This is a genomic window from Nocardia sp. CWNU-33, assembly GCF_046764895.1.
In the GTDB taxonomy this organism is placed as follows: domain Bacteria; phylum Actinomycetota; class Actinomycetes; order Mycobacteriales; family Mycobacteriaceae; genus Nocardia.
Genome location: NZ_JBKOQN010000025.1, coordinates 13,891 through 27,607, shown reverse-complemented (window position 1 = coordinate 27,607; position 13,717 = coordinate 13,891). Strand labels below are relative to the sequence as shown.

Here is a 13,717-nt window from a genome sequence, read left to right as displayed (position 1 = left end):
CATGATCCCCATTCAAACGCAACGCCCCATTACCAATCACCGCGACATGACGAGGAATACCGGTCCACCCCAACGCGACCGGCAACCCTTCCGCACACCCACCCGCACACCACGCCTGCTACTGCGCGAAGGCGGCACGCGGTCCAGCAACGTCGACGGCGCGTGGTGGCCGTGGACGGCCAATCTCACAGCCGAGCTGCACGACCTCATCAGCGTGCTCACCCCACGGCTCGGACCGACTGTGCGTATCGGTTTCGACTGGAACGCCGTCAGTCTCACCCAACGACGTATCGATCACGACGACGGCATACAGATACACGGCCCGGGCAAAAACCAACCACCCGACGTCATGCACCTCATCGGAGCCCAGGGCGCCCGCCTCACCTTGCTCGTCATCCCTGCCGATACCTCGCCCCTCCAGGCCGACCGGCAGATGCGGCGAGCATCAGGAAAGCCGCTGTCGCCGACCGCGACAGCACCCAGCCCCGAGACCAAGTCCTACTGAAGGACGATCGCGATACCAGGGCCCGGTTCAGAAGTACCGGGCCCTCGCGGTGGAGTTGTGTCGGGGAGCTAGTGCATGTCGGTGACCAACCCGAATTCCCTGAGCAATTCACCGCACTCGGTCGAGCCCAATTTCTTGATCAAACCTGCTGCGCGTTCGAAGTGCTTGTCACGCCCGCGGTCAGGCGGAATAGCGGTAGAACCCCTCTCCGCTGGCGAGGCCGAGCTTGCCCTTGTCGATGTAGTTCACCTTCAACCACGCCGCGAGTTGCTGCGCGTCCTCGCCGCCGTTGGCAAGGATGTTGTAGGGGGTGGTGAGGCCGATGACGTCGAGGATCTGGAACGGACCGTGCGGGGAACCGGTCGCGATCCGCCAGGTCGTGTCGACCGCCTCTGGTTCGGCGTATCCACCCGCACCGAGCGCCATGGCGGCGTTGAGCAGCGGCACGAGCAACGAGTTGAGCACGTAGCCGGCCTTTTCCTTGTGCAACTCGATCGGCACCATGCCGATCGCGGCCGCGAAATCGACGACCGCCTGGAACACCTCGGGGTCGGTCTCGGGCGTGCCCATGATTTCGGCAGTGTTGTACTTCCACACGTGGTTCGCGAAGTGCAGCGCGAGGAATTTTTCCGGTCGGCCTGTGAAGTCCTTGATGTCGCTGGGCAACAGGGTGGAGGAGTTGGTGGCGAAGATGGTGCGATCGGGCGCGAGCTCGCCCAGTTGCTTGTAGATCTCCTGCTTGATGGTGAGAACCTCCGGCACCGCCTCGACGACCAGGTCGGCGTCCCGCACCGCGGCGGAGAGATCGGCGGTCAGCACGATTTCGGCCGCCGTCTGCTCCGCCTTCCCATCCGCGGCTCCGGCAACCTCTTCGTCATAGGTTGCCGCCAGCTTGTCGAAACGATCGCGAGCGCCGGTCAGGGCATCATCGCTGATGTCGTAGGCGGTGACATCGAACCCTTTGAACGCGGTCTGGAACGCGATCTGCGAACCGAGCACCCCCGTCCCGAGGACTGTCACCTTGCGAATCTCGATGGTCATTGCTGTCTCCTTTCTTCACGGGGCGAAGTCCGCCCCTCGATGTTCACTCGTCGTCTTCGGTGTCGGCACGGTCGAGCGACGCGAAGAATCCGGCGACGATCTGCGTGATCTGGTCACGCAAGTCGCCGATCGCGCCATAGCCGGGATGCACGCCGGTCGACGGCCGGGCAAGGATCAGGTGCAGCACCGCGAACACGCTGCGACCTGCCAGCAGTGCCTGCTTGTCCAGGCGGCGCGATTCGCGGCCGCCCTGCCTGGCGGCAGCCGCCAAACGCACGGCGATCATCGCCTCGAGCTGTGCAACAAGGGCAAGGCCCTCGGCGCGGTACTTCTCGGTCGGCGAGCCGAATAACAGTTCACGCTGGTAAGCCACGGTGTTCTCGACATGCCGGTCGGCAGCCTCCACGGTCGGCCGCACCATGCTGAGCACCGCGTCCACCGGCTCACTCTGCGAGCGCGACTGCGCGTCGCCGAGTTCGAGTGCCAGCCGGAGGTCCTCGTTGTAGACCATCAGCAGCAACTCACCCTTGGACGACGCGTACCGGAACAGCGTCCCCGCGGCGACATCGGCGCGGTCGGAGATCTGCTGCGTGGTGACGCTCTCGAAGCCCCGCTCGGCAAACAGCGCCGCGGCCGCTTCGAAGATGCGCAACTGTTTGTCGCGCATGTTCCGCTGGCGGCGACCCGCGTGCGCCGGGTCGGGCGAGATCGTCATCCGACACCCTAAGATAGTGAGCAGACTCATTAATGAGCGTACTCCTTGTTGTCTGATGGGCAACCCCCAAGACCGCGACCGACGCGCGGACCGAAACCATCGGCGCAGACCGACGCATCGGCACAAACCCGCGCTCAACTCGTTTGCCGCAGTGCGGAATACGCGACACCATCCGATCTCGCCACCCATCAGCTCGGCCTCCCATAGACGGCAACAACCACGCCGACCGCGCGCGCATGGGTGAGTAACCTAGGGTCTTTTCGACGCCGATCTCGGGGAGAAACAGTGCCGAATGTGCCTTCGCACACGCTGACTTCACTGGTAACCGTGGCAGCCCAACAACTGGGTTATGTGTGCCGGGCGACCAACGCCGACGAAGTGGCGGAGTTCATCGGCCCGCGTGGCGACGGCCCGCACTACCTGTGGTTGGACAACCTGCGCCGTAGCCTGAACGAACACCCAGCCGACCAGTGGCCAACGCTCGTCACGGACTACGTCGGCACATTCCTCGCCGAAGTGGACATGGAGTACACGGATCCGCTGGACACCAACGACTTTGCCACAGTGCGGGGCCTGCTCAGGACGCACTTCGCTCCGGCAGGTGCCGACACGGGCATCGATGGCGTCCGCCGGGACGTTGCGCCGGGAATCGTGCAAGTGGCGGTGCTGGGGCAACTCCACACCGCCGTGGCTGTCACCCCCGAGATGCTCGCCCACTGGGATATCGGTCTCGACGAACTCTTCGACCTCGCCGAGGCGAACACGCGCGCCGACAGTCGCCTCGAGGTCGAGTGGAAGGGCTACAACGACGCGTACTTCGCCTTGCTGAGCGGCTCGGACTTCGCCAGCGCCCACGCAAGGTGGCTCGACGACTACCCGGTAATCGGAATGTACGGTGCACTTTTCGTCACCTCTCACGAGGGAAACGTGTACGTGCACCCCATCACCGGACCAGACGCGATGACGGCCATGATCCTGCTCGGCAAGGTAGCGGCCAACACCTATCGCAGCGAACCGCGACCGGTCAGTCCGGCGGTCTATTGGTGGAAGGACTCGGAGATCAGCCTCGCGGCCGGCACCGAGATCGACAAGGACGGCAACGTCGCGGTACACCAGACGCCGGAATTCGACTCGCTGCTGACCAGCCTGGCGGTGACGTGCGATTTCGGAGTGGTCCCGGCCGGCGAAGTCGATACCGCCCTCGACGCGCTTGCGCTGTATGAGCAGATGTGCGCCCATTCGGACAACAGCACGGCACCGCCCGCCGTCCTCGACCTCCTGGCCGAAATAGAGAGCAGGGGCGCGGCCGTCGGATTCGTCACGGCCGTCGCGGATGTCCGCGGAGCCGTGTTGCGCACCTGGGGGCCGAGCCGGGGCCAGCACCTGCTTGCCGTCCTGAAGCTGACCAAGGACCGCGACCTCGCCGTACTCGACGTCGCGACCGGGCACCTCTACGACCCGCGCGGCCGCGTCGATGTCCGCGTCACTGTCGGCGCACACGACCACGACAGGAGGACACTGCCCTATCTCACCGCCACGCTGCTCGAGGACTTCGTGGTCGGTGCCGCCGACCCCGACGATCCGTTCTTGTTCGTCGCGCGCAACGATGAGAACTACATCCGCACGCGCCGCCACGAGTGGGTCTATGAGATCGAACATCGGGCCGGATCCGCCGCGGAGCATTTCCGGGTGTACACCATGCTGCACACTGTGGTCCGCGCCGTCATCTGGGCGTGGGCCTGCGGCGACCCATCGTGGACGCTCGCTGTGCAATGGCGGCGGGTCGATCCCGAAACGCCAGGAATCGAGGCGGCGCAGGGGCAGGAAATCCTGCAGGACGAGCTGTCGTCCATGGCGTCCGGCATGACCGTCGACGGATTGGCCATCCTCGAGACGTTTCTGGCCGTACGAGACACGCCGCTGCCCTCACCCGAGTCCCTCGATCTTGCGGTCGATCCGTCCGTGCTGCGCGAGCTGGGGTCGGCGCCCGCCGAGTTCGTCACGCCCAGCGCCGAGACAGACGGAACCGCAGCGTTGACCGAGGGGCTCGACGACGACCAGGAACCTCCGGAGCAGCACTTCCCGAATCGCAACGAGTAACCATCACAGGACATCTGTGCGGCCGATCGACAGGCCGCTACAGTCGGTTGGTGACCTGGACCATCGGCTTCGACCTGGACATGACCTTGATCGACTCCCGTCCCGGCGTCGCACGGGCGATCGACACCATCGCTACCGAGTTCGATCTCCCGCTGCGTGGCGTCGAGCTCGCCGACCGGCTCGGCCCCCCGCTCGACCAGCTATTGGGCGACGCGGGTGTCCCCGCCGATCTCATTCCGGCCCTGGTGGCCCGTTATCGCGCGCTCTATCCGACCGTGGTGCCGCACATTCCGGCCATGCCCGGCGCCGATGCGGCATTGGCCGCTGTGGCCGAGCGCGGCGGGCGAGTAGTGATCATCACCGGCAAGCACGAGCCGTTGGCACGGCTGCATCTGGTCGAACTCGGTTGGCAGATAGATCATTTGGCAGGTGATCTCTGGTCGGCGGGCAAGGCCGGTGTGCTGCGCGAACAGCGCGCCGATGTCTTCGTCGGCGATCACGCCGGTGATATGCGCGGCGCGCGGGCCGCGGAGGTGGCGGCTGTCGGCGTCACCACCGGACCGTGCGACGCCGACGAACTCCGCGCGGCGGGCGCGGACGTCGTGCTGGAGAACCTCACCGAGTTTCCGGACTGGCTCAGCGAATTCGGAGCCCGCGCGGTGCATCGACCACCGGCGGTCAGTGGCCGGGCGCGTCCGAGGGCAATGCCTGGAATCGCAGGGTGAGACCATCCAGTAGCGCGTCCAGGCCGGTTTCGAAAGCGGCGTCGTCGATTTCGCGTTGCCGCCCCGACAGCAGGTGGGCTTCGTCGAGGTGCGGGTAGTTGCCGCGATACACCGCCGCGTCCTCGGGGAAGCCGCCCGCGAACGACCCCAGGGTGGAACCGGTGACGAAGAACCGCATGAGCGCGCCCACCTGAGTTGCTTCACGTCGCGGCCAGCCCGCCGCTACCAGCCCACCGAAGACGGCGTCTGCCTGGCGTAGTGCGTTCGGCCGCCTGCCCATCCCCTGATGCAGGGCAGGCACCAGGTTCGGATGGTCTGCCAATGCCGCGCGATACGACCGGGCCCAGGCTTCGAGCGCGCCGCGCCAGTCGGTGTTGCCGCTGAACATCGACAGATCCACCTTGCCGAGCACCGCATCGACCATCGCGTCGAGCAGGTCGTCCTTGGTGGCGAGGTGGTTGTACAGCGACGGCCCCTGCACCCCGAGTTCGGTGGCCAGCCTGCGGATGGATACAGCTTCGAGGCCTTCGGCATCGACCAGGGCCAACGCGGCGGACACTATGCGCTCGCGGCTCAGCAATGGTCGGCGCGGTCTTCCCACGAAAACCTCCTGGTCGATCGGCCCTCAGTGTCGCATGAGGGCAGTAAACTTGCGTTGTTAGTTTATGCAGGGCTAGCCTACAAGAAACTTTCAGCGTTAGTTTTCTTGGAGTTGCGGTGAACCTGGAACTGTCCGATGAACAGGCAGCGGCACAACGCATGGCCGCCGACTTCGTCGACCGCGAGATCACACCGCACGCAACGGAATGGGATCGCGCCGAATCGGTCGATTCAGCGATTGTGCCGCGGCTCGGCGAGCTCGGATTTCTCGGTCTCACCATTCCGGAGGAATACGGCGGCAGCGGCGGCGACCATCTCACCTACTGCCTCGTGCTGGAGGAGCTGGGCCGCGGCGACTCCGCCGTGCGCGGCATCGTCTCGGTCTCCCTCGGCCTCGTCAGCAAATCCATCCACCACTACGGAACCGACGAACAGAAGCGCACCTGGCTGCCCCGGCTCACCGCGGGCGAAGCGCTCGGCTGTTTCGCGCTCACTGAACCCGAAACCGGGTCGGACGCAGCACAATTGAGCACCCGCGCGGTTCGCGACGGCGACGGCTGGGTGATCTCCGGCAGCAAGATGTTCATCACCAACGGGACCTGGGCCGAGGTCGCGCTCGTCTTCGCACGCACCGGCGGCGCCGGGCACCGCGGTATTACGGCCTTCCTCGTTCCGACCGACTCCCCCGGCTTCGCCGCCCGCCCCGTGCACGGCAAGCTCGGGCTACGCGGGCAGGCGACCGCGGAACTCGCGCTCGACGACGTTCGCATCCCCGACAGCGCACGACTGCACACCGAGGGCAAAGGTTTCACCGTCGCGATGGCGGCACTCGCCAGGGGCCGGATGTCGGTGGCCGCGGGTTGTGTGGGCATCGCACAGGCCTGCCTCGACGCCGCGGTCGGATACGCCACGCAGCGGACACAATTCGGCAAGCCGATCGCCGGACACCAACTGGTGCAGGAACTGCTAGCCGACATCGCACTCGACGTGGACGCGGCCCGGCTGCTGGTGTGGCGGGTGGCCGATCTGATCGACCGTGGCGCCGAGTTCGCCATCGCATCATCCAAGGCGAAGCTGTTCGCGAGCGAGGCTGCGGTGCGCGCCGCCGATCGCGCGCTGCAGGTGTTCGGCGGTTACGGCTATATCGATGAGTTCCCTGTCGGCAAGTATCTGCGCGACGCCAAGGTGATGACGCTCTACGAGGGCACCAGCCAGATCCAGAAACTGCTGATCGGCCGAGACCTGACCGGAATCAGCGCATTCTGACGACGTCGGATCCGGCCTAGCCGAAGAACAGAAAGGACCATCGATGAACAGGTTCACCGACAAGATCGCCGTCGTGACCGGTGCGGCACAGGGCATCGGTGCGGCCACCGCGGTGCGGTTGGCCGCCGAGGGCGCTGCGGTGGCGGTGCTCGACCGCAATGCTCCGGACAAGACCGCCGAGCAGATCACCGCGGCAGGCGGCACCGCACGCGGCTATGTCTGCGATGTCACCGATCGCACCTCGGTGCAGTCCGTATTCGACCAGGTGGCAATGGATCTCGGGCAACCGCACATCCTGATCAACAATGCCGGGATCACCCGCGACGACATGTTCTTCCGACTTTCCGAGGACGATTGGAACGCGGTCCTCTCGGTCAACTTGACCGGGGCCTACCACTGCGCGCAGGTCGCACAGAAGTTCATGGTCGCGCAGCGCTACGGCAAGATCGTCTCGCTCTCCAGCCGCTCCGCCCTCGGCAACCGGGGCCAGGCGAACTACGCCGCCGCCAAGGCCGGGATCCAGGGCTTGACCGCGACGCTGGCCATCGAACTCGGCCCCTACAACATCAACGTCAACGCGGTCGCCCCCGGCTACATCGCCACCGCAATGACCGCCGCGACCGCCAACCGAGTAGGGCTCACCGCCGAGGAGCACCAGCAGTCCGTTGCTGAGCGCACCCCGCTCGGCCGCGTCGGACAGCCCGAGGAGGTCGCCGCTGTCATTGCGTTCCTGGCCAGCGACGAGGCCTCCTACGTCAGTGGCCAAACGCTCTACGTCAACGGTGGGGCCCGCTGAGCCGGCCCGAGTGCCGCTATAGCAACCGCCCGGTATAGCGAGGATAATGAGCACTTCGATCGACTATGTCGATAGGAAGGAGCCACGGCAATGAGAGCTATGCCGAATCGCTCACTCACAATCCTCCTCGCGGGTCTGGCAACCGTCGGCAGCCTGGGGCTGTCGGGTACCGCGGCAGCTGCCGTAAGACAGCAGGACCCACAGCAACAGCCGGAGTGCACGGTAGGCGAGAGATCGGACCAGGGTCCCTTCCGCTGCGAGTGCGGACCCGATGGCAAATGGATCTGCATCAGAAGAAGGTGATACGGATAGCGGCCCATCGGCCGCACAGTTCCATTCAAGCCTGATTCGCGGATGCGTGCTCGGCATCCCACTGCTGCCGGGCGGCGGCGATGACGCCTCTGTGCTCTCGCGACCAGTCGGCGAGCACCAGCACCGTCTCCGCGAGACTCCGGCCGGTCACGGTGAGCCGGTACTCGACCTGCGGCGGGATGGTCGGGTAGGCGATCCGTTCGATGATCCCGTCCCGCCACAACCTTTTGGTGGTCAAGGTCAGCATGCGCTGGGAAATACCCGGAATTGCTCGCTCCAGTTCGCGGAAGCGACGCACTCCCTTGCTCAGCTCCACGATCACCAGCACCGTCCACCGGTCCCCCAGCCTGTCGAGGACGTCGCGAATCCCGCAGTCGTCATCGCCACAGGGTCCATCGGGCATAGGGCCCGCTGCCTGCGAGCTAACCGCCGTGTTCGTGACTGACATCAGAGTGCCTCCTTATGCTGCCGCCCGCGATTGCGGATGCTGGGTCATGTTCAGCAACTACAACATTCGGGAGTGCACCAATGATCCTCGTCACCGGTATTTCCGGTTCGCTCGGCAGCCTCGTCTTCGGCGGGTTGTCCGCGCTCGACGACATCACCGTCACGGCGGGCAGCCGTTCCGGTGACGGCGCCGGCGTCCGGCACATCGATTTCGACGACCCCGCCACCCTGGTCGAAGGGTTTCGGGAGGTGGACGTGCTGGTGTTCATCTCGGCCGGATACGCGGAAGACGACGTGGTGCTGGCCAGGCACGACGCGGTAGTCGCCGCCGCGACGACGGCCGGCGTCCGGCACGTCATCTACACCAGCCTCGCGGGCTCCGGCGATCAGATGACCATCGCGCTCCCGCACCGATGGACCGAGACACGGCTGGCTTCGGCGCCGCTCGATGTGACGATTCTGCGCAACGGACTCTATGCCGAAGTGCCGATCGGATTGGCGGCCGCAGGTGCCGCCCCGGCCGCCGAAACAGGTTTCTACACAGCCGCATTCGGCAATGGACGAGTGTCGGTTGTCGCTCGCGAGGACCTCGCCGACGTGGCGGTGCGGGTAGCCGCCGAAACCAGCCGTGACCTCACGGCCGGCGGTCGTAGCAGGCACGCGGGCAAGGTCTACGAACTCGAAGGTGTCGCGACGATCGGCGGGTCCGACATCGCAGCGGTGCTGGCCGAATCGCTCGGCCGACCGGTGAGCTACCGACCCATGTCATTGTTCGACACCCGAATCGCACTGCAGAACATCGGAATGGAGCCCTACCAAGTCACGAATGCCGTCTCCATGTTCGCCAACATAGGCGCGGGTGTGCTCGAGGCAAACCGGACCGACCTGCTCGAACTACTGCCCGGTGTGCCCCGCGATGTCCGGGCACTGCTCACCGCGGCCGTGCGAACCGGCGGGTACCAGTCCGTTTCGATCACTACGACCCGCTGAGCACCGCTGCCATGACGGTCACCGCACCGCCGAGCCGGACGAACTCGCCGCTCGCGCGGTTGGTCACCGCTCGAACGCGGTCACCAGGGCACCGGACCGAAGCGATCGAAGAATCCACCGGTCGGTCCGTCCGGTCCGATCGACGCCAGGCGGACGATCGCGTCGGTACCCTCGGTGACCGTTTGGTGGCCTGAGTTGTTGTTCAGATCCGTTGCGGTATAGCCGGGGTCGGCGGCGTTGATTTGGATGTCGGGCAGCGCACGAGAGTACATCGAGGTGATCATGTTGAGGGCGGTCTTCGAGGACGGATAGGGCAGGCCGAGAAGGGTGGACTCGATGCGGGTCGGGTCGGAGGTTCGGGCCAGGGAGCCGATGCCGCTCGACACCATCACGATTCGAGGTTGGGTGGCCGCGCGTAGCAGCGGCAGGAACGCGTTGGTCACCTGAACCGCGCCGAAGACGTTGGTCTCGAATACTTCTCGGAAGTCTGCGGCTTCGGTGTCGGGCGGAAGTTTGCGGGTGCCGCCGATGCCGGCGTTGTTCACCAGCACATCCAGCTTCCGCGTCCGTTGCCCCACCGCCGCGACGGCCGCAGTGATCGAGTCGGCTGAGGTGACCTCCAACTGGATGAACTCGACGTCGAGGCCTGCGGCAATGAGGGCGGCCGCCGCCGACTTACCGCGATCGGCGGCGCGTGCGGCCAGGAACACCTGCCAACCGAGGCTCGCCAGCCTGCGGACGGTCTCACGACCGAGTCCTTTGTTCGCTCCGGTTACCAGAACCGTCGTTGCGGAGTTCGTAGGGTTGTTCATCATCCGAGCATCGCCCGCCGCAGTCGAGGTACTCCAGGACCGGCAGCTCCTGGGACCCGCGGTACCACCCCGCCGCGCGAGTAGTACGGCATGATCGACGGCATGGACCGCACGGAACTGGCCGAACTGCTTCGGCGGGCCCGTGCCCGCATCCAGCCCCGCGATGTCGGCATCCCCGCGGGCTTCCGCAGACAGGTGCCTGGACTGCGCCGCGAAGAGGTCGCACAACTGGCCGGTGTCAGTGTCGATTACGTGGTTCGGCTGGAACAGGGCCGCGGCCCCCGACCGTCGATCGCCGTACTCGCGGCGCTGGCCAGGGCCCTGCGCCTCAATGACGAAGACCGCGATCTGCTGTTCCAGTTCGCCGGATCCGCACCACCGCAAGCCGGCCGGATCGCCATGGTGGTCCGGCCGAGCGTGCTGCGACTGCTCGACCGGATGGCCGACCTGCCCGCACTAGTTCTTTCCGCGAAAGGCGATGTGCTGGCTTGGAATTCGATGGCGGCCGCACTGCTCGGCGACTTCACCGAGTGGCCGCCCGCGCAACGCAACATCATCTGGCAGCAGTTCCTCGGCACCGGACCACGCCGGGTCGCGGCGACCCCCACCGAGACACAGACGGCTGCCGTCTTCTCGGTGAGCAGCCTGCGCAGCGCCCGAGCTCATTACCCCGATGATCCCGACCTGCTGCTCCTGATCAGCGAACTCCGTACGCGCAGCACACGATTCGAACAGTTATGGAACGAACGGCCATCCGAACCATGGCGCAGCGCCAGCAAGTCGGTCGACCATCCAGAACTCGGTCTCCTGGTCCTGGAGTGCGACACTCTCCTCGTCCCCGACTCCGACCAGACCGTCATCGTCTACTCCGCAGCACCCGGCACCCCCGCCGCCTCGGCTCTCGACCTGCTCCGCATCACCGGCACCCAACAGTTCACCGGCCACAGCTGATTCGCCCCGAGGTCGGGGGCGCTGTAGCCGGAAATCGACCCCCGGCTACAGCGCAGCCGCTTACGCCGCCTTGTACTTGCGCAAGTACTCACCGGTCAGCGAGGTCGGATGCTCGAGAAGTGCCGCCGGCGTGCCGGTGAAGACCACTTCACCACCATCCTTGCCACCATCCGGCCCGAGATCGATCACCCAGTCCGAGTGCGCGACCACATCGAGGTTGTGCTCGATCACCATCACCGTGTTGCCTCGCTCGACCAGACCGTCCATCAGCGCGAGCAGGGTGTCTACATCCGACATGTGCAGCCCGGTGGTCGGCTCGTCGAGAACATAGACGCTGCCGGTGTTCTGCAGTTGGGTGGCCAGTTTGATGCGTTGGCGCTCGCCGCCCGAGAGCGTGCTCATCGCCTGGCCGAGGCTCAAGTAATCCAGACCGACCTCGTTCATAGTGCGCAGCTTCGTATGCAGCGCCTTCTCGGGGAAGAACTGCACCGCCTCTTCGGCCGACATCTCCAGCACGTCCGCGATCGAATTGCCGCGGAAGGTATGTGCAAGCACCTCATCGGAGAATCGCCGTCCATCGCAGGCGTCGCAATGGGTGGTCACCGGATCCATATAGGCGACCTCGGTGATGATCACGCCGCGCCCCTCGCACTGCTTGCACGCGCCCGCGGAATTGAAGCTGAACAGCCCCGGCGATTCACCGGTGGCCTTGGCGAACAGCTTGCGAATAGGGTCCATGAGCCCCAGGTAGGTGGCGGGTGTGGAGCGCGAGGAGGCTGCGATCGCGGATTGGTCCACGAAGATGGCCTCGGGATGGTTGCGCACGAACACATCTCGAATGAGGCTGCTCTTGCCGGATCCGGCGACGCCGGTGATCGAGGTGAGCACGCCGGTGGGGATCGCGACAGTGACATCCTTGAGGTTGTGCACGGTTGCGTGCTCGATCAGCAACGCACCGTTCGACTTCCGGAACACCTCCTTCACCGTGAACGGCCTGCGCAGCCCGGCGCCGGTCGGGGTGTCGGCCGCACGCAGCTCGGCGAAGCTGCCCTCGAACACGACCTGTCCGCCGTGCGCCCCGGCGCGCGGCCCGACATCCACAATATGGTCGGCGATCTGGATGACATCCGGATCGTGCTCGACGACCAGCACAGTATTGCCCTTGTCCCGCAACGCCTTCAGCAGATTGTTCAACCGCCCGACATCGCGCGGGTGCAGGCCGACGCTCGGCTCGTCGAAAATGTACGTCATGCCGATCAGTGTGCTGGCCAGATGCTTGATCATCTTCAGCCGCTGCCCCTCACCGCCGGACAGGGTCGAGGTCGCCCGGTCCAGGCTCAGATAGCCGAGACCGATATCGGCCACCCGCTGCAGTGCGGTGCGAATCGCGGCGGCCAGCCCAAGTGCGGCCGGATCGGTGATCTCGTCGAGCACCGCCATCAGATCGGTGATCTGCAAGCCCGACCAGTCGGCGATATTGCGTCCGTTGATCTTCGTCGCGAGCGCCTCGGCATTGAGCCGTGCGCCGCTGCACGTCGGACACACTCCCTCGGTGAGGAACTTCTGCATCTGCTCGCGAGTCTTCTCGCTGAGCGTGGAGGTGTCGCGCTGCAACCGGGTGCGGGTGAACTTCGCCGCCACCCCTTCGTAATTCGCCTTCCATGTGCCTTTGCTGAAGGTCAGCTCCACCTTGCCGCCGGTGCCGTACAGCAGATCCTGGAATTCCTCGGCGCTGTAGTCGGCGAGCTTCTTGTCCGGATCGAACCGGCCGGAGTTGCCGTACAGCTGCCAGTCACCGCTGCCCACCCCATAGCCGGGAAGCAGGATCGCGCCCTCGTTGAGCGACTTGCTCCGATCCACGAGCCGGTCGGGATCGGCGCGCACCGTCTGACCGAGCCCGTCACAATCCGGGCACATGCCCTGCGGCACGTTGAAAGAGTAGTTGTAGACGAATCCGGCCGAGGGCGAACCGAATCGGGCGAACATGGCCCGCACCATCGAGTAGATATCCGTCATGGTGCCGACGGTGGAGCGCGGCCCGCCGCCGACCGGCTGCTGGTCGATGATCACCGGCGCGGTCAGGTTTTCGATCGCCTCGGCGTGCGGGCGCTCGTAGCGGGGCAGGAAGTTGAGTATGAAGGCGGGAAATGTTGCGTAGAGCTGGCGCTGGGATTCCACGGCAATGGTGTCGAACACTATGGACGACTTCCCGGAACCGGAGACACCGGTGAACACCGTGATCTTGTTCTTGGGGATCTCCAGCGACACATTGCGCAGGTTGTGCTCGCTGGCCCCCAACACTCGGATGACATCGGTGGCGGCAACGGAATCGGTCAATGGCATACCGACCACCATGCCATCTGACACCGACAAATTGCCCGGGTTGAAGTGGTGAAAATCACATCAATGCGGTATATGCATTATCGGTCACAGTTCTCCGCATGGTTCGCGAGCGAG

13 protein-coding genes are annotated in these 13,717 nt (G+C 65.4%); 7 read left to right on the top strand and 6 right to left on the bottom strand.

Annotated elements, in window-relative coordinates; genetic code table 11:
- The first annotated feature begins 1 nt into the window (after position 1).
- Positions 2 to 505 carry a DUF5994 family protein gene (locus tag ACLMAL_RS27965; RefSeq protein WP_412001815.1) on the top strand — a complete coding sequence of 168 codons (504 nt, stop codon included), beginning with the start codon at positions 2 to 4 and terminating at the stop codon, positions 503 to 505.
- Positions 506 to 685: 180 nt separating this feature from the next.
- On the opposite strand, the gene ACLMAL_RS27960 is transcribed toward ACLMAL_RS27965, so the two are convergent.
- Together ACLMAL_RS27960 and ACLMAL_RS27955 are read right to left on the bottom strand one after the other, a co-directional pair.
- Positions 686 to 1,546 carry a 3-hydroxyacyl-CoA dehydrogenase gene (locus ACLMAL_RS27960; RefSeq protein WP_412001814.1) on the bottom strand — a complete coding sequence of 287 codons (861 nt, stop codon included), beginning with the start codon at positions 1,544 to 1,546 and terminating at the stop codon, positions 686 to 688.
- Between the two features lie 43 nt (positions 1,547 to 1,589).
- Complete coding sequence (locus tag ACLMAL_RS27955) at positions 1,590 to 2,261, bottom strand: TetR/AcrR family transcriptional regulator (protein WP_412001813.1); 672 nt, start codon at positions 2,259 to 2,261, stop codon at positions 1,590 to 1,592.
- Between the two features lie 294 nt (positions 2,262 to 2,555).
- Between ACLMAL_RS27955 and ACLMAL_RS27950 the strand changes: the two genes are divergently transcribed.
- Both ACLMAL_RS27950 and ACLMAL_RS27945 read left to right on the top strand, forming a co-directional pair.
- Entirely contained in the window at positions 2,556 to 4,361 is a 1,806-nt protein-coding gene (locus tag ACLMAL_RS27950) for a hypothetical protein (RefSeq protein ID WP_412001812.1), read from the top strand.
- Between the two features lie 50 nt (positions 4,362 to 4,411).
- Positions 4,412 to 5,086, top strand: coding sequence for an HAD family hydrolase (locus tag ACLMAL_RS27945; RefSeq protein WP_412001811.1), 675 nt, complete (start codon positions 4,412 to 4,414; stop codon positions 5,084 to 5,086).
- On the opposite strand, the gene ACLMAL_RS27940 is transcribed toward ACLMAL_RS27945, so the two are convergent.
- Positions 5,040 to 5,687, bottom strand: a complete 648-nt coding sequence (locus ACLMAL_RS27940) for a TetR/AcrR family transcriptional regulator (protein ID WP_412001810.1) — start codon at positions 5,685 to 5,687, stop codon at positions 5,040 to 5,042. The genes ACLMAL_RS27945 and ACLMAL_RS27940 overlap by 47 nt on opposite strands.
- 116 nt (positions 5,688 to 5,803) lie before the next feature.
- On the opposite strand from ACLMAL_RS27940, the gene ACLMAL_RS27935 reads away from it, so the two are divergent.
- On the top strand, positions 5,804 to 6,952 hold the full coding sequence (locus ACLMAL_RS27935; RefSeq protein WP_412001809.1) for an acyl-CoA dehydrogenase family protein: 1,149 nt from the start codon (positions 5,804 to 5,806) through the stop codon (positions 6,950 to 6,952).
- Between the two features lie 43 nt (positions 6,953 to 6,995).
- Positions 6,996 to 7,748 carry an SDR family NAD(P)-dependent oxidoreductase gene (locus tag ACLMAL_RS27930; RefSeq protein WP_406230712.1) on the top strand — a complete coding sequence of 251 codons (753 nt, stop codon included), beginning with the start codon at positions 6,996 to 6,998 and terminating at the stop codon, positions 7,746 to 7,748.
- A gap of 337 nt (positions 7,749 to 8,085) precedes the next feature.
- On the opposite strand, the gene ACLMAL_RS27925 is transcribed toward ACLMAL_RS27930, so the two are convergent.
- Entirely contained in the window at positions 8,086 to 8,508 is a 423-nt protein-coding gene (locus ACLMAL_RS27925; RefSeq protein ID WP_412001808.1) for a winged helix-turn-helix transcriptional regulator, read from the bottom strand.
- Positions 8,509 to 8,588: 80 nt separating this feature from the next.
- Here ACLMAL_RS27925 and ACLMAL_RS27920 point away from each other — a divergent pair, with 80 nt between their 5' ends.
- A complete protein-coding gene (locus tag ACLMAL_RS27920; protein ID WP_412001807.1) occupies positions 8,589 to 9,497 on the top strand; it encodes an NmrA family NAD(P)-binding protein in 909 nt (302 codons plus the stop codon).
- An 80-nt stretch (positions 9,498 to 9,577) separates the two neighbouring features.
- On the opposite strand, the gene ACLMAL_RS27915 is transcribed toward ACLMAL_RS27920, so the two are convergent.
- Positions 9,578 to 10,309, bottom strand: coding sequence for an SDR family NAD(P)-dependent oxidoreductase (locus ACLMAL_RS27915; protein WP_412001806.1), 732 nt, complete (start codon positions 10,307 to 10,309; stop codon positions 9,578 to 9,580).
- A gap of 102 nt (positions 10,310 to 10,411) precedes the next feature.
- Here ACLMAL_RS27915 and ACLMAL_RS27910 point away from each other — a divergent pair, with 102 nt between their 5' ends.
- The gene (locus tag ACLMAL_RS27910; protein WP_412001805.1) at positions 10,412 to 11,260 is read left to right on the top strand and encodes a helix-turn-helix transcriptional regulator; all 849 of its coding nucleotides are present in this window, start codon (positions 10,412 to 10,414) and stop codon (positions 11,258 to 11,260) included.
- Between the two features lie 60 nt (positions 11,261 to 11,320).
- On the opposite strand, the gene ACLMAL_RS27905 is transcribed toward ACLMAL_RS27910, so the two are convergent.
- Positions 11,321 to 13,603 carry an ATP-binding cassette domain-containing protein gene (locus ACLMAL_RS27905; protein WP_412001804.1) on the bottom strand — a complete coding sequence of 761 codons (2,283 nt, stop codon included), beginning with the start codon at positions 13,601 to 13,603 and terminating at the stop codon, positions 11,321 to 11,323.
- Positions 13,604 to 13,717: the final 114 nt, after the last annotated feature.